The following is an 18611-nucleotide window of genomic DNA, read 5'->3' on the forward strand; positions in this document are numbered from 1 at the left end:
ACCGCCGGGTCCCTCGACGAAGAGGAGCACTTCACTTGACAGAGCAATCCGCTCTCGGCACCGAATCTCGCACCGCCGTCATCGACAACGGGTCGTTCGGCACCCGCGAGATCGTTTTCTCCACCGGCCGCCTTGCCAAGCAGGCTGCCGGTTCGGTGATCGTCCAGCTGGGCGACACCACCGTTCTCTCCGCGACCACGGCCGGCAAGACGCCGAAGGAGCACTTCGACTTCTTCCCGCTGACCGTCGACGTCGAGGAGCGGATGTACGCCGCGGGCCGCATCCCCGGCTCGTTCTTCCGGCGTGAGGGCCGTCCCAGCGAGGACGCCATCCTCACCTGCCGCCTGATCGACCGGCCGCTGCGCCCGTCGTTCACCAAGGGCCTGCGCAACGAGGTCCAGGTCGTCGAGACGGTTCTCGCCCTCGACCCGCAGCACCCGTACGACGTCGTGGCCATGAACGCCGCCTCGATGTCCACCAAGCTCTCCGGCCTGCCGTTCAGCGGCCCGGTCGGTTCGACCCGCGTCGCGCACGTCGAGGGCCAGTGGGTCGCGTTCCCGACCCTCGAGGAGCTCGAGCGGGCCACCTTCGACATGGTGGTGGCCGGCCGGGTCCTGGCCGACGGCGACGTCGCGATCATGATGGTCGAGGCCGAGGCCACCCCGCACGCGATCAAGCTGATCCAGGCCGGCGCCGTCGCGCCGACCGAGGAGGTCGTGGCGAGTGGCCTGGAGGCCGCCAAGCCCGCGATCCGCGAGCTGTGCCGCGCGCAGAGCGAACTGGCCGAGGTGGCCGCCAAGCCGGTCGCCGAGTACCCGGTCTTCCTGGACTACCAGGACGACGTCTACTCCGCGGTGGTCGAGGCCGTTCGCGGCGAGACCGCCGAGGCGCTGACCATCGCCGGCAAGGCCGAGCGCGAGGAAGCCCTGGACCGGATCAAGGCCAAGGCGCACGAGCTGCTCGACTCCCGGTTCGAGGGTCGCGAGAAGGAGATCAGCGCGGCGTTCCGCTCGGTCACCAAGTCCGAGGTCCGGGCGCGCGTGCTGCGCGACCAGATCCGGATCGACGGCCGTGGCCCGCGTGACATCCGTGGGCTGTCCGCCCAGGTCGGCGTGCTGCCGCGGGTGCACGGCTCGGCGCTGTTCGAGCGCGGCGAGACCCAGATCCTGGGTGTCACCACGCTGAACATGCTGCGCCTGGAGCAGTCGCTGGACACTCTCGCTCCCGAGAAGACCAAGCGCTACATGCACAACTACAACTTCCCGCCGTACTCGACCGGTGAGACCGGCCGGGTCGGCTCGCCGAAGCGGCGTGAGATCGGCCACGGTGCGCTGGCCGAGCGCGCGCTCGTCCCGGTGCTGCCGTCGCGCGAGGAGTTCCCCTACGCGATCCGTCAGGTCTCCGAGGCGCTCAGCTCGAACGGCTCGACCTCGATGGGTTCGGTCTGCGCCTCGACGCTGGCTCTGCTCAGCGCCGGTGTGCCGCTGAAGGCCCCGGTCGCCGGTATCGCGATGGGTCTGATCTCGGACGAGGTCGACGGCAAGACCGAGTACATCGCGCTGACCGACATCCTCGGTGCCGAGGACGCGTTCGGTGACATGGACTTCAAGGTCGCCGGCACCAGCGAGTTCGTCACCGCCCTGCAGCTGGACACCAAGCTCGACGGCATCCCGTCGGACGTGCTGGCCGGCGCGCTGCAGCAGGCGCACGAGGCTCGCGCCACGATCCTCGCCGTGATGACCGCCGCGATCGAGGCTCCGGCCGAGATGAGCGAGTACGCGCCGCGGGTCACCACCGTGAAGATCCCGGTCGACAAGATCGGCATGGTGATCGGGCCGAAGGGCCAGACCATCAACGCGATCCAGGACGAGACCGGCGCCGACATCTCGATCGAGGACGACGGCACGATCTACGTCGGCGCGACGAACGGCCCGGCCGCTCAGGCCGCGGTCGAGCGGATCAACGCGATCGCCAACCCGACGATGCCGAAGGCCGGCGACCAGTTCCTCGGCACCGTGGTGAAGACGGCCGCGTTCGGCGCCTTCATCTCGCTGCTGCCGGGCCGCGACGGCCTGCTGCACATCTCCAAGGTGGGCGACGGCAAGCGGGTCGACAAGGTTGAGGACTTCCTCAACGTCGGCGACCGGGTCGAGGTCAAGATCGCCGAGATCGACGCTCGCGGCAAGATCTACCTGGACAAGGTCAAGCCGGAGGGCGCCGAGGCGCCCGCCGCCGCTCCGGCCGCCGCGCCCGCCGAGGGTGCCGCAGCCGAGGGTGGCCGCCCGCCCCGCGAGGACCGCGGTCCCCGTGGCGAGGGTGGTGGCGAGCCCCGCCGTCGCCGGGCCCGCCCGGCCGGTGGCGAGCGCCGCGACTAAGTGACAGCGAACAACCGCGGGCCGGCCGAGAGGCCGGCCCGCGTTGCTACCCCATCCAACCACCCCGCCGCCGCCCTAAAACGGATGAAAACCTCCATCCTGCAAGACGGTGTGCGGCGAACCGTCCTGCCCAGTGGCCTGCGCATCATCACCGAGGTGATCCCGCACACCCGCAGTGCCGCTCTCGGCATCTGGGTCGGGATCGGCTCCCGGGACGAGACCCCGGCCATGTCCGGCGCCTCGCACTTCCTGGAACACCTGCTCTTCAAGGGCACCCACAAGCGCACCGCCATGGAGATCTCCTCGGAGATCGAGGCGGTGGGCGGCGAGACCAACGCCTTCACCACGAAGGAGTACACCTGCTACTACGCGCGGGTGCTCGACAGTGACCTGTCGCTGGCGGTCGACGTGCTGGTGGACGCGGTGGCCGACTCGCTGCTCGAGCCGGCCGACGTGGAGACCGAACGTGGCGTGATCCTCGAGGAGATCGCCATGCACGAGGACGAGCCGGGCGACGAGGTGCACGACATCTTCGCCGAGGCGATCTACGGCAGCCACCCGCTCGGCCGGCTGATCTCCGGCACCCCGGAGTCGGTCACCCCGATGACCCGGAACCAGATCGACTCCTTCTACCGGCGCCGGTACAAGGCGCCGGAGGTGGTGGTCGCCGCGGCCGGGAACCTGGACCACGCCACGGTGGTCCGGCTGGTGCGCAAGGCGCTGGCCGGCAGCCCGCTGGACACCGGCGACGCCGCACCGGCCAAGCCGCGGGCCGCGGACAAGCGGGTCCGGGTCCTGAAGCCGCAGAACGTGGTCGTGCACCGGGACACCGAGCAGGCGCACATCGTGCTCGGCGGCGCCGGCATGAGCCGGTACGACGAGCGCCGGTTCGCCATGGGCGTGCTCAACAACGTCCTCGGCGGCGGCATGTCCAGCCGTCTCTTCCAGGAGATCCGGGAGAAGCGGGGCCTGGCCTACTCGGTGTACTCGTACGCCGCCCAGTACGCCGACTCCGGGCTGTTCGGCGTCTACGCCGGCTGCGCTCCGGGCAAGGCCGGCGAGGTGCTCGACCTGATCCGGACCGAACTCGAACGGGTGGCCGAGAGCGGAATCACCCCCGACGAGCTGGTCCGCGGCAAGGGCATGGTCAAGGGCTCGTACGTCCTGGGCCTCGAGGACACCGGCTCGCGGATGAGCCGGCTGGCCAAGTCCGAGCTGCTGCACGGCGACCTGATGGGCGTGGACGAGCTGCTCGGCCGGGTCGACGCGGTGACACTCGCCGATGTCGGGCAGGTGGCCGCGGATCTGCTCACCCGCAAACACTCCCTGGCCGTGGTGGGGCCGTTCGACGAGGGCGCGTTTCCCCCTGGTTAACCTTGCCCGGTGACGACGCTGGAGACCCCGCCCGATACGCCTGCCGCCCCGCTGCCACCCGATCTGCGCAAGCGTCGGATCATCGGGATGCTGATCTGGGCGGTGGTCTTCGCGGTCGGGGTCTACTTCATCGGGGTGCCGACCAGCGACCCGCTGATCGCGTTCGGCTGGCTGTGGCTGGCCACCATCGCCTGGCGCAACTACCGGCCGTGGAAGACCCACCTGCGGTTCCTGCGGGACTGGCTGCCGATCGCGCTGCTGCTGGTGGTCTACAACGTGTCGCGCAGCTGGGCCGACGACTTCTTCGCCCCGCACGTGACCCCGCTGATCGACGCGGACAAGGCGATGTTCGGCTGGCTCACCGGCGGCCAGGTGCCGACCACGTGGCTGCAGGAGCACCTGTACCACCCGGGGCAGACCCCGTGGTGGCTGGCGATCGTCACCCTGGTCTACGTCTCGCACTTCCTGACCGTGCCGACCATCGCGGTGGTCCTCTGGGTGCGTGACCGGGTGCCGTGGGCCCGGTTCATGCGCCGCTGGATCACGCTGTGCGTGTTCGGCCTGATCACCTACTTCCTCTACCCGGCCGCCCCGCCGTGGTGGGCGCACGAGTACGGCTACCTCGCCGAGCCGGTCACCCGGATCTCCACGAACGGCTGGGACGTGCTCGGCCTGCACGGCGCCGGCAACACGCTGAACGCGCTGCAGGTGGAGCAGTCCAACCCGGTCGCCGCGATGCCCTCGCTGCACACCGCGTGGGCCATGATGGCCGTCGCGTTCTTCCTCCCGCTGGTCCGCAAGCGGTGGTGGCCGGTGCTGCTGGCGTACCCGCTGGCGATGACGTTCACGCTGGTCTACACCGGGGAGCACTACGTGATCGACGTGCTGGTCGGGTGGGCCTACGTGGCGACGGTCTTCCTGGTGGTGGGCCTGGCCGAGCGGTGGTGGGCGGCCCGTCGCCGTACGTTAAGTTCGTCGGTGTGACTGAGCTGCGCGAACCCGTCCGTGTCGGTGTGCTGGGTGCTCGGGGCCGGATGGGCCTCGAGGTGTGCAAGGCGGTCGACGCCGCCCCCGACCTCGACCTGGTCGCGCTGATCAACCAGGGCGACCCGCTGTCCGGCGCCGCCGAGGCCCGGGTGCTCGTCGACTTCACCAACCCCGGCGTGGTGATGGAAAACCTGCGCTGGGCGATCGAGCAGGGCATCCACGTGGTGGTCGGCACGTCCGGCTTCACGCAGGAGCGGCTCGACCAGGTCCGCGGCTGGCTCGCCGAGAAGCCCGGGGTGGGCGTGGTGATCGCGCCGAACTTCGGGATCGGCGCGATCCTGATGATGCAGTTCGCCGCCCGCGCGGCCCGCTGGTTCGACTCCGTCGAGATCATCGAGCAGCACCACCCGCGCAAGCTCGACGCGCCGAGCGGCACCGCGATGCACACCGCGCGGCTGATCGCCGAGGCGCGCCGGGCCGCGAACTGCCCGCCGATGCCGGACGCCACGCAGGAGGAGCTGGGCGGGGCCCGCGGCGCCGACGTCGAGGGGGTCCGGGTGCACGCGGTCCGGGCCGCCGGGTTGGTCGCCCATCAAGAAGTTCTTTTCGGTACGACCGGAGAGACCCTGACGATCCGGCACGACTCGCTGGACCGCTCCTCGTTCATGCCGGGTGTGCTGCTCGCCGTCCGCGAGGTCCTCACCCGTCCGGGACTGACCCTCGGCCTCGACGACCTGCTCGTCTGAGGAGGAGTCGAGCGGGATCAGCCGTCCAGGTTGTCGATGAGCTGGACGTGCAGGCGCAGCTGGGGGACCAGCATGTCGTCCACGTCCAGCGCCCGCCCGGCCCCGTCCGGCGCCCAGCCGGCCGACTCCAGGAACTTGCGCATCACCGCGTCCGCGTCGTACGCCCAGGCCACCGCGAACTGGAACTCGTCCTCGCGCCACAGGTCAACGGCCGCGGCCAGCAGCCGGCTGCCGTGCCCGCGCCGGCCCCACCGCGGCTCGATCAGCAGGTCGGTGACCGCCGCGACGGTGTCCGGCAGCGGCGGTTCCTCGGGGGCCAGGGCCGCCTCGTCGGCCGGCCCGGCGGCGGCGAACCCGACCACGTGCTCGGCGGTCTCGCTCTGCTCGACCGCGATCAGCACCCGGTGCCGTGGTGACGGCGGCGCGGTGATCGCCTGGGTCCAGCCCTCGGTGAGGACGTCGTCGCTGAGCTGGGCCAGGATGTGCGCCGGGAACATCCGCTTGTACGCGGTGCGCCACGTGGTCAGCTGGATGCGGGCGATCTCCGGAGCGTCGGCGGGACGCGCGGGACGGACGAAACCGTTTGCCATGGCGGCAGCCTACAGAGGACATCGGTAGCGGAGTTTCGGCAGCGCTACCCCGACCGCCGCGCGGTGCGTCGCGGGCACCCCGTCGGTGGTCATCCCGGCCCGCTGGTAGAACCGCCGGGCCCGGTCGTTGGCGGCCAGCACCCAGAGCCGCATCGCCGGGTAGCCCTCGTCCCGCAGCACCCGCCGGGCCGCGGTGAACAGCCGCCACCCGGTGTCGGTGCCCCAGGCGGGCGGGTCGACGTAGATCGCGTAGAGCTCACCGAGCGCCGGGTCCTCGCGGTCCGGCCCGAACGAGGCGAAGCCGGCGATCCGGTCGTCCCGGTCGGCGAGCAGGGTGTGCCGGCCGGGCTGCCCGTGCAGAGCGCGGCGGCGCCCGGCGAAGACCGCCGGGTCGAGCGAGGCCAGGTGGGCGGCGGGCAGCAGCCCTGCGTAACTCGCCTGCGTGCTGCGCACGTGCACGCCGGCGACCGCGTCGAAGTCGGCCTCGGTCTGTGCGCGGATCACCGTCCCCACCTCGCCGACTCTGTCACACCCCGGCGCTACTGTGCTGATCGATGACCAGTGCCGAGAAGCTCTCCGTCGCGCAGGCCCGCCGGATCACGCTGGCCGCGCAGGGTTTCACCGACCCCCAGCCAGGCGGCGCCACCGACCTGCGCCACCTGCGCCGGGTGCTGCGCCGCCTGCACCTGATCCAGATGGACTCGGTGAACGTGCTGCAGCGAGCCCACTTCATGCCGCTCTACAGCCGCCTCGGTCCCTATCCGGCCGGCCTGCTGGAGCGGGCCGCCTATCGCAAGCCCCGCGAGCTGTTCGAGTTCTGGGGGCACGAGGCGTCGCTGATCCGGGCTGACCTGCAGCCGCTGTTCCGCTGGCGGATGGCCCGGGCGAGTGAGTATGCCTGGGGTGGCATGCGCCGGATCGTCGCCGAGCAGCCCGAGCTGGTCGCCTGGGTGCTCGACGAGGTGCGCCGGCGCGGGCCGATCACGGCGAGCGACATCGAGCACGACGCCCCGCGCAGCAAGGACAACTGGGGGTGGAACTGGTCGGTGGTGAAACAGGCTCTGGAGTGGCTCTTCTGGTCCGGTCAGGTGACCGCCGCCGAGCGCACCACGTCCTTCGCCCGGCGCTACGACCTGCCCGAGCGGGTCCTGCCACCGGCGGTGCTGGCCGCGCCGACCCCGCCGCTCGCCGACGCCATCCGGTCCCTCGTCGATCTGTCCGGGCAGGCGCTGGGCGTCGCCGCCGAGCCCGAGCTGCGTGACTATTTCCGGCTGCCGGTCAAGGAGTGCCGGGCCGCGGTGGCCGAGCTGGTCGAGGAGGGTGTGCTGCGCCCGGTCGCGGTCCAGGGCTGGAAACCGGTGGCCTATCTGCACCGCGACGCGAAACTGCCCCGCCGGGTCGACGTGGCCACCCTGATCAGCCCGTTCGACCCGCTGATCTGGCAGCGGGAGCGCACCGAGCGGCTGTTCGACATGACCTACCGCATCGAGATCTACGTCCCACGCCCGCAGCGGCTCTATGGCTATTACGTGCTCCCGTTCCTGCTCGGCGACCGGTTCGCCGCCCGGGTCGACCTGAAGGCGAACAGGCAGACCGGTGTGCTCGAGGTCCCGTCCGCGTGGCTGGAGCCGTCCGCCGGGCAGGACGAGACCGCCGTGGCGCTCGCCGCCGAGCTGCGCCGCCTGGCCGGCTGGCTGGGCCTGGAGGCCATCGCGGCCCCGGTGGCCGGCGACTTCGCCGGGCCGCTGAGCGAGGCGCTGAAAAGCCCGTGAGGTGTACCGTGGCGCCCATGAGCACCGTCCTGCCCCCGTGGCTGGCCTCCCAGCCGCTGCAGGGCCCGCCGGTGCCCCCGGACTGGCCGGCGTATCGGTACACCCCTGAGCCCGACCGGCTGACCCGCTTCTTCGACCGGCTGGCGACCCGCTCGCCGATGTGGCTCGCCCCCCTCGCGGTGCTGGCCTGCATGGGCGGCGCGGTGGGTTACACGCTGCTGACCGATCCGGTCTCGATGGAGGCCGGCGCGGCACCGACCTGCCTGCTGAAATACACCACCGGCTTTGTCTGCCCGGGTTGCGGCGGCACCCGCGCCGCGTGGTATCTGCTGCACGGCAACGTGCCCGCGGCCGCCCGGCACCACCTGCTGTTCGTCTTCGCGGTGCCGTTCCTGATCTACATGTATGTCGCCTGGGCCGGCCGGAAGGTGTTCAAGTGGCGGATTCCGCCGTTGACGCTCTCGCCGACCGCCATGATCACATTCATGGCGGTGTGGGGCGTGTGGAGCATCCTGCGTAACCTGCCGTGGGCGCCGTTCACCGCTTTCTACGTGTGAGCGGGCCGTCCGATAGGTTGTCAGGTATGACGCACGACCCGCGGCCGTTCGGACGGCTGCTGACCGCCATGGTGACCCCGTTCACCCGGGACGGCTCCCTGGACATCGAGGGAGCGGCCCGTCTCGCCGTTCACCTCGTCGACGAGCAGCGCAACGACGCGCTCGTGATCAGCGGCACCACCGGTGAGTCGCCGACCACCACCGACGCGGAGAAGGAGACGCTGCTCCGCGCCGTGGTCGAGGCGGTCGGTGACCGGGCCCGCGTCGTGGCCGGTGTCGGCACCAACAACACCGCACACACCATCGAGCTCGCGCACACCGCGGAGAAGGCCGGCGCGCACGGCCTGCTGGTCGTGACGCCGTATTACAACAAGCCTCCGCAGGCCGGCGTGCTGCGGCACTTCCGCGAGGTGGCGGACGCCGTCGGGCTGCCGATCATGGCGTACGACATCCCGCACCGGGCCGGCACCGCGATCACGACCGAGACCATGGTCCGGCTCGCCGAGCACGAGCGGATCGTCGCGGTCAAGGACGCCAAGGGCGACCTGATCGCCAGCTCGTGGGTGCTGAGCCGGACCGGCCTGGCGTATTACTCCGGTGACGACGCGGCCACCCTGCCGCTGCTCGCGATCGGCGGCGTCGGCCTGGTCGGCACGTCCTCGCACTTCACCGGGGTGCTGGCGAAGAACATGATCGAAACGTGGGAGCGGGGCGACACGGCGGGTGCGCTGTCCCTGCACCGCACTGCACTCCCGCTGTTCACCGGCATCTTCCGGTCCCCCGGGACGATGCTGGTGAAAGCCGGGCTTAACGCTCTCGGACTGCCGGCGGGCCCGGTCCGGTCGCCGCTGGTCGACGCGAGTGACGAGGAACTGAACCAACTGCGCCAGGACGCCGCCGCGGCCGGCATCGTGCTCTGACAGGAAGAGGCGTATGAGTCAAGCTCACGTGGAGCTGGGTCCGCCGCCGCCGCTGCCGGAGGGCGCTCTACGCGTCATTCCGCTCGGTGGCCTGGGCGCCATCGGCCGCAACATGACGGTTCTGGAGTACGACGGGAAACTGCTGGTCATCGACTGCGGGGTGCTCTTCCCCGACGTCGAGCAGCCCGGTGTCGACCTGATCCTGCCGGATTTCGCGCCGATTCTGGACCGGCTCGAGGACATTCAGGCGATCGTGCTCACCCACGGGCACGAGGACCACATCGGCGCTGTGCCGTACCTTTTGGCCCACAAACCGGACATCCCGCTGGTCGGGTCGGAGTTCACCCTGGCCCTGGTCGAGGCGAAACTCGCCGAGCGCCGGCTGGACCCGTACACCCTGACCGTGCGCGAGGGCGGCATCGAGCGGCTCGGGCCGTTCGAGTGCGAGTTCTTCGCGGTGAACCACTCGATCCCGGACGCGCTGGCGGTGGCGGTGCGCACCCCGGCCGGTCTGCTGCTGCACACCGGCGACTTCAAGATGGACCAGGTCCCGCTGGACGGCCGGATCACCGACCTGGCCGGTTTCGCGCGGCTCGGCGCCGAAGGTGTCGACCTGCTGCTGTCCGACTCGACGAACGCCGAGGTCCCGGGCTTCGTCACGCCGGAGCGCGACATCGGCCCGGTGCTCAGCTCGATCTTCGGCAAGGCGAAGGGCCGGATCATCGTGGCCAGCTTCGCCTCGCACGTGCACCGCGTGCAGCAGGTGATGGACGCCGCTTGGGAGTACGAGCGCAAGGTCGCCCTGATCGGCCGCTCGATGGTCCGCAACATGGGCATCGCCCGTGACCTGGGTCTGCTGCGCATCCCGGACGGCCTGCTGGTCGGCCTGGACGAGGCCACCCACCTGCCACCCGACGAGATCGTCTTCATGTCCACCGGGTCGCAGGGCGAGCCGATGAGCGCGCTGGGCCGGATGTCGAACGGTGACCACCGGCACATCACCATCCACTCCGGTGACACGGTCGTGCTGGCCAGCTCGCTGGTGCCGGGCAACGAGACCTCGGTCTACCGGGTGATCAACCGGCTGTCCCGGGCGGGCGCCACGGTCATCCACAAGGAGACCGCGAAGGTGCACGTCTCCGGGCACGCGCCGGCCGGCGAGCTGCTCTACCTGCTGAACGTGACCCGGCCCAGCAACCTGATGCCGGTGCACGGCGAGTGGCGGCACCTGCGCGCGCACGCCCAGCTCGGCATCGAGTCGGGGGTGGCCGCCGACCGCGTGGTGCTCTGCGAGGACGGCGACGTGGTCGACCTGGTCGAGGGCCACGCCCGCGTGGTCGGCCGGGTGAAGAGCCGGTACGTCTACGTCGACGGCCTGGCCGTCGGTGACGTCAGCGAGTCGCTGCTGACCGAGCGCCGGATACTCGGTGACGGCGGATTCATCTCGGCCACCGTGATCATCGACTCGGTGACCGGAAAAGTGGTCGGCGAGCCGAGCATCTCGGCAAAAGGTTTCTCCGAGGACCCGGACGCGTTCAACCCGGTCATCCCGTTGCTCACCGCGGCGCTGCACCGCTCCGCCGAGGACGGCATCACCGACGCTCACCAGCTGCAACAGGTGGTTCGCCGGACGGTCGGGCGCTGGGTCAACGACGCGTACCGTCGCCGGCCGATGATCGTCCCGACGGTCGTGGAAGTTTAAGAATTCCTTTTGTACCTGTGAAAACGGCATAGAACTCATCCGTTTTCGGACGGGCTGCGTATTCCCAGTCACGGTGCCGCCCCCACGGCACCTGTGGCGGAGGGAGTACTCCAGATGCAGCGCAGATCGATCGCCGTAGCCGCAGCAGTGGTGGCGGCGACCGCAGCAGCGGTCGCCTTCACCCTGCCGTCGATGGCCGACACGACGCCGGCCGGCGACAGCAGCGGTACGACGAAGGCGAGCGGGGGTGTGTCTCCGGACCTGCTCGCAGCGATGAAGCGTGACCTGGGCCTCGACGCGGCACAGGCGACCACGCGGCTGAACCGGTCGAAGTGGGCCGGCGGGGTCTCCGCGACCCTGGCCGCGGCCACCGGCGACGACTACGCCGGCGCCTGGCTCGCCGCGGACGGCACGACTCTCAAGGTGGCGGTGACCGATCCTGACGCGGTCGCCGTGGTGAAGAAGGCCGGCGCCGTTCCGGTGCTGGTCAAGCGCAGCGAGGCCCAGCTGGACGCGGCCAAGACCAAGCTGGACGACGCGCTGGCCAAGGCCGGCGACCTGACCGGCTGGTACGTGGACGCGCCGACCAACAAGCTGGTCGTCGTGGCGCAGCCGGGGGACAAGGCGGCCGCGCAGACATTCGCGCGCCGGGCCGGTCTCTCCTCCGACGCGATCACCGTGAAGATCAGCAACCAGCAGCCGAAGCCGCTGTTCGACGTGCGCGGCGCGGACCCGTACTTCATCGCGGTGGACGGCGGCACCGCCCGCTGTTCGATCGGCTTCTCGGTGGAGGGCGGCTTCGTGACCGCCGGCCACTGCGGGACGCCGGGCACCACCACGACCGGCTTCAACAACGAGGCGCAGGGCGTGGTGAAGGCCTCGGTCTTCCCGGGCGACGCCGACATGGGCTTCGTCGAGGTCAACGGCGACTGGACCCCGCGTCCGGTGGTGAACGACTTCAAGGGCAACGAGCTGCCGGTGGCCGGCAACACCGAGGCCCCGATCGGCGCCGCGGTGTGCCGTTCCGGTTCCACCACCGGCACGTTCTGCGGCACGATCCTGGCGAAGAACCAGACCGTCGTGTACCCGGAGGGCGCGGTGACCGGCCTGACCCGGACCGACGTCTGTGCCGAGGGTGGCGACTCCGGTGGCCCGTGGCTCTCCGGTGACCAGGCCCAGGGTGTCACCTCGGGTGGTTCCGGCGACTGCACGGTCGGCGGCGAGACGTTCTTCCAGCCGGTCAACGAGATCCTGGCGGCCGACGAACTGACCCTGGTCACCACCGGCGCCGAGGAGGGTGGCGCGACCGCCGCGCCGACCGACGCGGCCACCGTGGCGCCGTCCGAGGAAGCTCCGCCGTCCGAGGAAGCCCCGCCGTCCGAGGAAGCCCCGCCGTCCGAGGAGGCTCCGCCGGCCGAGGAGGCCTCGGAGTGCGCGGCGCTGCCGGTGCAGCGGACCGGGTCGCTGACCAAGTCCGGCACGGCGCAGGCCCAGCCGAACAACGGCGCCTTCCGGGCCCGGGCCGGCGAGCACGTCGCCTGCCTGGACTCGCCGGACGGTGCGGACTTCGACCTCGTCCTGCAGCGCAAGACGGACCACGGCTTCAAGACGGTGGCCACGGCCAAGGGTGACGACGTGAAGACGCTCAGCGTCAACCAGCGCTCCGGCACGTTCCGGTACGTGGTGGTCGCGTCGTCCGGCAGCGGCGACTACGCGCTCGGCTTCAACGTGCAGTAGGCAAGGACACGGGAAAAGGCCGGAGCCGCTGGTGGCTCCGGCCTTTTCCGTAGCAGAGAACAGTCAGTACTTGAGCTCGGCCAGCGCCTCGCCGAGCTTGCAACCGGTGGCGATCCCGCAGATCAGTGCCTGGTCGAGCTGCTCCGGCGTGATGCCGCGCTCCCAGTCGGTGGAGACCTCGCCCACCACGACCACCGCTCCGTCGTCGGTGACCTGCACGTACGCCTTCGGCCAGAGCTGGTCCCGGTTCCAGGTGTTGCAGAACTCGTAGAGCCGGGGGACGTCCTCGACCTTGAAGACGTGCTGCATCATCGCGCGGATCTGCAGCATCTCCTTGTTCTGGCCGAGGAGGAAGAAGTAGATCAGGTTGCCCTGGAAGTTCCCGGCGACGTCACCGTCCGCGTCGACGAAGTACGCGAACCCGCGCTTGTCGAGCGACGCTTTGATCATCTCGTTGTCTACTGGCTGCACGACACGAGCCTAATGCGGAGAAAAGTGAGAAGCCGTCACGGTGCGCCTTCTCGATGCATGGGGCGCCCGGGGGATACGGTGTCATCCATGGCGGGCCGTACTCCTCCGGCGAACCGGGGTCGCGCCGCGTCGACGTCGCGCGGCACCGGGACCTCGCGTGCCCGGCAACCGGCACGCCCGGTCAAGAAGGCGGCGGCACGACCGGTCGCCCGCAAACGTGCGACACCGAAGAAGACCACCTCGCTGGGCGGCGGCGCCGCGATCGGGGTGGGCCGCGGTGTCAGCGCGCTCTGGATGGGTGTGGCGCACAGCCTCGGCTGGGTGGCCCGTGGCGCCGGTCGCAACGCCCGCAACATCGGTGCGGAGCACCGCCGGGACGGCGCGGGCCTGCTGCTGTTCGGTTTCTCGATCCTGACCGCGGTCGCCGTCTGGGCGCACGGCGCCGGGCCGGTGGGCCAGCGGCTGGCCGACGCGGTGCACCTGTTCTTCGGCGGCCTGGGGATCTTCCTGCCGCTGCTGTTCTTCTACGGCGCGTTCCGGTTGATGCGCGAGCCGGTCGACCCGGACCACCGGGGGCGCAACCCGGTCGGCTGGTCGGCGGTCATCATCGCGGTCTCCAGCCTGCTCTACATCTCCGACGAGCCCCGCGACGACCTCGCCCTGACCGGGAGCGGTGGCCTGCTCGGCTACGGCGTCGGCTCGGTGCTGGAGCGGGCGGTCAGCGCCTGGGTCGCCGTACCCTTGCTGGTCCTGCTCTTCGTCTTCGGCCTGCTGGTGATCACCGCTACCCCGATCGCCAAGATCCCGGAGCGGTTCCTGCTGCTGCTCGACCTGGTCAGCGGCCGCCGCCCGGAGCGCGCGCCGATCACCGGCCCGCTGCTCGACGAGGACGTGCTGGACGACATCGAGGACGATCCGGCGCCGGCCAAGCCGCGCCGCCCGTCCCGCCGCCGGCAGGCCGCCGCTGTCGCTCCGCTGGACGACCTGATGGAGCCGGAAGAGCCCGCCGAGGACCTGATCCTGCACGACACGGTGGCCCTGCCGAAGGTGCCGGGCAGCCGGAAGAAGCCGACCCCGGCGCCGCCCGCGGAGCACTCGCCGCCGCCCACCCGGGCCGAGCAGCTGGAGATTTCCGCGGTGCCCGGCGCCTACCGCCTGCCGCCGCCGAACCTGCTCGCCGCGGGCCTGCCGGCCAAGGCCCGCAGCCGCGCCAACGACGAGATCACCGCCGCGCTCACCGGGGTGTTCGACCAGTTCAACGTGGACGCGCTGGTCACCGGCTTCACCCGCGGCCCGACCGTCACCCGGTACGAGGTGGAGGTCGGCCCCGGCGTCAAGGTGGAGCGGATCACCCAGCTGTCGCGGAACATCGCGTACGCGGTGAAGTCACCGGACGTGCGGATCCTCTCGCCGATCCCGGGCAAGAGCGCGGTCGGCGTGGAGATCCCGAACACCGACCCGGAGAACGTGTCGCTCGGTGACGTGCTGCGGTCCCGGGCCGCCACCAGCGACCAGCATCCGATGGTGGTCGCGCTCGGCAAGGACATCGAGGGCGGCTTCGTGGTCGCCAACCTGGCCAAGATGCCGCACATCCTGATCGCCGGCGCGACCGGCGCGGGCAAGTCGAGCTGTCTGAACACGCTGCTGGTCAGCCTGCTCACCCGGGCCACGCCGGACGAGGTGCGGCTGCTGCTGGTCGACCCGAAGCGGGTCGAGATGACCGCGTACGAGGGCATCCCGCACCTCGTCACGCCGATCATCACGAACCCGAAGAAGGCCGCGGACGCCCTGGAGTGGGTGGTCCGCGAGATGGACATGCGCTACGACGACCTGGCCGCCAACGGGGTGCGTCACCTCGACGACTTCAACCGCAAGGTCCGCAGCGGCGAGATCGTCGCGCCGCCGGGCAGCGAGCGGGTGATGAAGCCGTACCCGTACCTCCTGGTGATCATCGATGAGCTGGCCGACCTGATGATGGTCGCGCCGCGCGACGTGGAGGACTCGGTCGTCCGGATCACCCAGCTGGCCCGGGCCGCCGGCATCCACCTGGTGCTCGCGACCCAGCGCCCGTCAGTCGACGTGGTGACCGGTCTGATCAAGGCGAACGTGCCGTCCCGGCTGGCCTTCGCGACGTCCTCGCTGGCCGACTCGCGGGTCATCCTCGACCAGCCCGGTGCGGAAAAACTGCTGGGTCGCGGCGACGGCCTGTTCCTGCCGATGGGCGCGTCGAAGCCGGTCCGGATCCAGGGCGCCTGGGTCGACGAGAAAGAGATCGCCGCGGTCGTCAAGTTCTGCAAGGACCAGCGCGAGCCGGAGTTCCGCGAGGACGTCACCGAGGCGCCGGCGCCGAGCAAGCAGAAGCAGATCGACGAGGAGATCGGCGACGACCTGCAGGTCCTGTTGCAGGCCATCGAGCTCGTGGTGACCAGCCAGTTCGGCTCGACGTCGATGCTGCAGCGCAAGCTGCGGGTCGGCTTCGCCAAGGCGGGCCGGCTGATGGACCTGATGGAGACCCGCGGCATCGTCGGGCCGTCCGAGGGCTCCAAGGCCCGCGACGTGCTGGTCAAACCGGACGAGCTGGAAGAGGCGCTGGCCTCCCTCAAGGTCGACTGAAAATCAAGATCTTCATGTCGTGCGCTCCGGCCGATAACTGATCGTTGCTCCCGCCGGGACCCTTGCGGGCTTCGCAGGCCGCTGGCGCGGCCAGAACGCGAAACCCGCAAGGGCGACGTCCGCGGGTGGGCGCGGTCAGAGCCTCAGATCAACACCGGGGCGGGGAACGTCTGCCGGAGGGTGAACGCCTCGGGAGTCGGCCCGTCGGCCTGCAGCCGCCCGAGCCGGGAGAGCGCCTGCCGCATGGTGGGGATCCGCCCGGCCGGGATCCACCACATCACCAGCGCGGCCTGATCCCCGTTCGGGACGAACCAGTCCCGGCGGCGGCGCAGGTAGTCGAGGTGCGTGCTCTGGTAGGCGTAGGCGCGCAGGTGCTCGGGCGACTCCCAGACCGAGAGCGTGTAGATCCGGCGCGGGTCCTCGGGCGCCCGGATGGTGCCGTCGCCGTATTCACCGGCCAGCCGCCAGATGAAGCCGGGGGACCGGTCGGCCAGGTCGTTCATCATCGGGACACCCTCGGCGAACTCGGCCATCGAGGGATCTTCCAGCGGGGCGCGGAGCACGGCGGTGTTCATCTGGGCCAGGTGGAAGGCGCTCATGCCCCCAGCTCACCAGCCCACCCCTCTAATGTCAACCAGTTTAGTTTTTAGACCCCCACCCGCACTGTGTGGTGAGTTGTGGCGCGGAGCGCACCGAAAGTCCCCACGCGACGGGTGAGGAGCTGTTGCGTGGGGACTTTCGGTGCGGAGCGCGCCGCAACTTCACACGCTGACCCGGGGAGTGATCAAGCGGCGCGGGTCAGTGCGACGCAGCAGCGGCCCGGCGCCGCCTCCATCCGGGCGGTCCACTCCCCGGCCAGCCCGGCGCCGGCCAGCAGGCCGTTGATCATGGCGAGGTTCATGCCGCAGATCGTCGGCGGGAACTGCTCGGCGACCCGGTGGAACGGGCAGTTGCGCAGCTCGACCCGGTCCGGGCCGTCCGCCGCCGGGGCGTACCCGTGGCCGGCCAGCAACTCCTGGGCGTCGGCGCATGCGGTGGCCTGCCGGCCGTGCCGCTCGGCGACCCGGTGCAGCACGTCCTCGGCCCCGGCCAGCTCGATCGCCTCGGCGAGCAGCTCGGCGGCGGTGCGGTAGGACCGCGGCGGCACGCTGACCACGTGTTCCGCCGCCGTGATCCGGTACAGCTTGGCCGGCCGCCCGGCGCCCGGCCCGGTCTTGCCGGACCTCCGCGCGTAGGACGTCTCGAGCAACCCGGCGGTGACCAGCTTGTCCAGGTGGAACGCGGCCAGCGTGCGGCCGATGCCGAGCGCCTCGGCCACCTCGTCCCGCCCCACCGGTGCGGTCCCGTCCGCCACCACCCGGTACGCCTGTCGCCGCACGCCGTCGGCGAGGGCGGTCAGGGCGTCCAGGTCGTCCAGGTCGTCCAGGTCCTCGGAAGTCGTCACCCGGCAATCGTATTGCCAACGCCGCTTGTCACTAGAGTCCGTGCGGTCTCGGGCTCCTCGGGCTTCTCGGCCGCCTCGACCGGCGTGGCGGGATCCGGCTCCTCAGCCGGCTGCGGGGCGAAGGCGTCGGTCACCAGCGTGTGGACCGCCACGATCAGAGCGGCCAGCATGAACGCGGCCGGGATCATCGGGTCGATGATCTTGTCGTTCCGGCCGAACAGGAACGGCTGGTACATCAGCAGCGACGACGCCTGCACCAGCATCGGCACGTACCAGAGCCGGGGCCGGTAGATCGCCAGCAGCAGGGTGAGCACGTCGGCCAGGTAGAAGTACCGCTCGTGCATGCCGGGCATCAGGAACGGCACCAGGATCGCGAAGACCGCGGCGGCCGTGACGATCCGGGTGGCGTCCATCCTCACCCGGCGGGCCACCAGCAGGTGGATCAGCCCCAGCACCAGGGCCGCGGTGAACAGGTAGGCGAGTGTGCGCACCGTCTCGATCCGCGCGGTGAACGGGAAGAACGTCCAGACCGAGGGGGCGTTCGAGGTCAGCGCCGGCACGTGCACCGACTGCCGGGCCGGGTCGTAGATGGTCAGCAGCTCGACCGGGTCGCGGCCGAGCAGGATCGCCGGCAGGTCCAGCAGCACCCAGGTGATCGGGGCGGCCACCAGCGGCAGCACCTTCATCGAGCCGGTCAGCACGAGCAGCGCCAGCAGCGGGAAGATGAAGATGCCCTGCGGCTTGAAGGCCAGCGCCACGGTGCAGAACACCACGCCCCACCACGGCTTGTCACGGACCAGGAAGTAGACGCCGCCGAGCGCGAAGGACGCCCACATGGCGTCCATCTGGCCGTAGAACGAGGCGTTGATCACCACGGTCGGCAGCAGCACCATGATCAGCGCGCCGGTCACCCCGGCCCGGGCGCCCCAGCGGAGCGCGACCAGCCGGTAGGTGAAGAACGCCAGCAGGACGTCGAAGGCCGTCCAGACCAGCTTGATCTTGATGAGGATCGAGCCGGGCAGCAGGGAGGAGGCCCAGAGCAGGTAGAGGAACGGCGCGTTGTAGTTGCCGATCTCCTTGCCCAGCCCCTCGAAGCCCCCGGCGGCCATCAGCTTCTGGTACCAGGCCGTGAAGATTCTGAGGTCCTCGGTCTGCTCGTGCCGGCCGGCATACCGGGCCAGGACGGCCACGGCGATCAGGGCCAGGACGAGGAGAGCCTCCGAGGTGAGGCGCCGATCGAGCCGGTTTCGCATAGAGGCGCACCCTATGAGTCCCCTGAGGCGAAACCATGAGCCCATCTTGAACGGAGCACGAAGTTCAGGT

16 protein-coding genes are annotated in these 18611 nt (G+C 70.6%); 10 read left to right on the forward strand and 6 right to left on the reverse strand.

What is annotated here, in order from left to right; translation table 11 throughout:
- Positions 1-35: 35 nt before the first annotated feature.
- From ADL15_RS13475 to dapB, 4 genes are all read left to right on the forward strand, one after another.
- Entirely contained in the window at positions 36-2375 is a 2340-nt protein-coding gene (locus tag ADL15_RS13475) for a polyribonucleotide nucleotidyltransferase (protein ID WP_067689245.1), read from the forward strand.
- Between the two features lie 84 nt (positions 2376-2459).
- Positions 2460-3749, forward strand: coding sequence for a M16 family metallopeptidase (locus tag ADL15_RS13480; protein ID WP_083971212.1), 1290 nt, complete (start codon positions 2460-2462; stop codon positions 3747-3749).
- 87 nt (positions 3750-3836) lie between these two features.
- A complete protein-coding gene (locus ADL15_RS13485; RefSeq protein WP_067689767.1) occupies positions 3837-4733 on the forward strand; it encodes a phosphatase PAP2 family protein in 897 nt (298 codons plus the stop codon).
- A complete protein-coding gene (dapB, locus tag ADL15_RS13490) occupies positions 4730-5482 on the forward strand; it encodes a 4-hydroxy-tetrahydrodipicolinate reductase (RefSeq protein ID WP_067689770.1) in 753 nt (250 codons plus the stop codon). Before ADL15_RS13485 ends, dapB begins: the two co-directional genes overlap by 4 nt.
- Before the next feature lie 17 nt (positions 5483-5499).
- Here the strand turns inward: dapB and ADL15_RS13495 are convergent, their stop codons facing one another.
- Together ADL15_RS13495 and ADL15_RS13500 are read right to left on the reverse strand one after the other, a co-directional pair.
- Positions 5500-6072 (reverse strand): GNAT family N-acetyltransferase, encoded by a 573-nt coding sequence (locus ADL15_RS13495; protein ID WP_067689251.1) that lies wholly within the window; start codon positions 6070-6072, stop codon positions 5500-5502.
- 9 nt (positions 6073-6081) lie between these two features.
- Complete coding sequence (locus ADL15_RS13500; RefSeq protein ID WP_067689253.1) at positions 6082-6576, reverse strand: GNAT family N-acetyltransferase; 495 nt, start codon at positions 6574-6576, stop codon at positions 6082-6084.
- 50 nt (positions 6577-6626) lie between these two features.
- Between ADL15_RS13500 and ADL15_RS13505 the strand changes: the two genes are divergently transcribed.
- The 5 genes from ADL15_RS13505 to ADL15_RS13525 all read left to right on the forward strand — a co-directional run bounded on the left by ADL15_RS13505 (position 6627) and on the right by ADL15_RS13525 (position 12760).
- Entirely contained in the window at positions 6627-7844 is a 1218-nt protein-coding gene (locus ADL15_RS13505) for a winged helix-turn-helix domain-containing protein (protein WP_067689256.1), read from the forward strand.
- A 17-nt stretch (positions 7845-7861) separates the two neighbouring features.
- Positions 7862-8401, forward strand: a complete 540-nt coding sequence (locus ADL15_RS13510) for a DUF2752 domain-containing protein (RefSeq protein ID WP_067689259.1) — start codon at positions 7862-7864, stop codon at positions 8399-8401.
- A 26-nt stretch (positions 8402-8427) separates the two neighbouring features.
- Complete coding sequence (dapA, locus tag ADL15_RS13515) at positions 8428-9321, forward strand: 4-hydroxy-tetrahydrodipicolinate synthase (RefSeq protein ID WP_067689262.1); 894 nt, start codon at positions 8428-8430, stop codon at positions 9319-9321.
- Between the two features lie 13 nt (positions 9322-9334).
- Positions 9335-11023 (forward strand): ribonuclease J, encoded by a 1689-nt coding sequence (locus tag ADL15_RS13520; RefSeq protein WP_067689265.1) that lies wholly within the window; start codon positions 9335-9337, stop codon positions 11021-11023.
- Positions 11024-11137: 114 nt separating this feature from the next.
- Positions 11138-12760, forward strand: coding sequence for a S1 family peptidase (locus ADL15_RS13525; protein ID WP_067689268.1), 1623 nt, complete (start codon positions 11138-11140; stop codon positions 12758-12760).
- Between the two features lie 63 nt (positions 12761-12823).
- Here the strand turns inward: ADL15_RS13525 and ADL15_RS13530 are convergent, their stop codons facing one another.
- Complete coding sequence (locus ADL15_RS13530; protein WP_067689271.1) at positions 12824-13231, reverse strand: YbjN domain-containing protein; 408 nt, start codon at positions 13229-13231, stop codon at positions 12824-12826.
- Positions 13232-13318: 87 nt separating this feature from the next.
- On the opposite strand from ADL15_RS13530, the gene ADL15_RS13535 reads away from it, so the two are divergent.
- Positions 13319-15844, forward strand: coding sequence for an FtsK/SpoIIIE family DNA translocase (locus tag ADL15_RS13535; protein WP_067689274.1), 2526 nt, complete (start codon positions 13319-13321; stop codon positions 15842-15844).
- A 143-nt stretch (positions 15845-15987) separates the two neighbouring features.
- Here the strand turns inward: ADL15_RS13535 and ADL15_RS13540 are convergent, their stop codons facing one another.
- From ADL15_RS13540 to ADL15_RS13550, 3 genes are all read right to left on the reverse strand, one after another.
- Complete coding sequence (locus ADL15_RS13540) at positions 15988-16443, reverse strand: DUF3291 domain-containing protein (protein WP_067689277.1); 456 nt, start codon at positions 16441-16443, stop codon at positions 15988-15990.
- A 185-nt stretch (positions 16444-16628) separates the two neighbouring features.
- Entirely contained in the window at positions 16629-17288 is a 660-nt protein-coding gene (locus tag ADL15_RS13545) for a helix-turn-helix transcriptional regulator (RefSeq protein ID WP_067689280.1), read from the reverse strand.
- Positions 17285-18541: a hypothetical protein gene (locus ADL15_RS13550; protein ID WP_067689283.1), complete on the reverse strand. Its 1257-nt coding sequence runs from the start codon at positions 18539-18541 to the stop codon at positions 17285-17287. The genes ADL15_RS13545 and ADL15_RS13550 overlap by 4 nt, the downstream gene beginning before the upstream one ends.
- Between the last annotated feature and the right edge of the window lie 70 nt (positions 18542-18611).

It is taken from the genome of Actinoplanes awajinensis subsp. mycoplanecinus (assembly GCF_001509495.1).
GTDB lineage: Bacteria > Actinomycetota > Actinomycetes > Mycobacteriales > Micromonosporaceae > Actinoplanes > Actinoplanes palleronii.

Excerpts from the sequence above, each read along its gene's own strand:
- ADL15_RS13510 (WP_067689259.1), top strand. The coding sequence starts at position 7,862 with ATGAGCACCGTCCTGCCCCCGTGGCTGGCCTCCCAGCCGCTGCAGGGC.
- ADL15_RS13535 (WP_067689274.1), top strand. The coding sequence starts at position 13,319 with ATGGCGGGCCGTACTCCTCCGGCGAACCGGGGTCGCGCCGCGTCGACG.
- ADL15_RS13540 (WP_067689277.1), bottom strand. The coding sequence starts at position 16,443 with ATGAGCGCCTTCCACCTGGCCCAGATGAACACCGCCGTGCTCCGCGCC.
- ADL15_RS13485 (WP_067689767.1), top strand. The coding sequence starts at position 3,837 with ATGCTGATCTGGGCGGTGGTCTTCGCGGTCGGGGTCTACTTCATCGGG.
- dapA (WP_067689262.1), top strand. The coding sequence starts at position 8,428 with ATGACGCACGACCCGCGGCCGTTCGGACGGCTGCTGACCGCCATGGTG.
- ADL15_RS13505 (WP_067689256.1), top strand. The coding sequence starts at position 6,627 with ATGACCAGTGCCGAGAAGCTCTCCGTCGCGCAGGCCCGCCGGATCACG.
- ADL15_RS13495 (WP_067689251.1), bottom strand. The coding sequence starts at position 6,072 with ATGGCAAACGGTTTCGTCCGTCCCGCGCGTCCCGCCGACGCTCCGGAG.
- ADL15_RS13480 (WP_083971212.1), top strand. The coding sequence starts at position 2,460 with ATGAAAACCTCCATCCTGCAAGACGGTGTGCGGCGAACCGTCCTGCCC.
- ADL15_RS13525 (WP_067689268.1), top strand. The coding sequence starts at position 11,138 with ATGCAGCGCAGATCGATCGCCGTAGCCGCAGCAGTGGTGGCGGCGACC.
- ADL15_RS13550 (WP_067689283.1), bottom strand. The coding sequence starts at position 18,541 with ATGCGAAACCGGCTCGATCGGCGCCTCACCTCGGAGGCTCTCCTCGTC.
- ADL15_RS13520 (WP_067689265.1), top strand. The coding sequence starts at position 9,335 with ATGAGTCAAGCTCACGTGGAGCTGGGTCCGCCGCCGCCGCTGCCGGAG.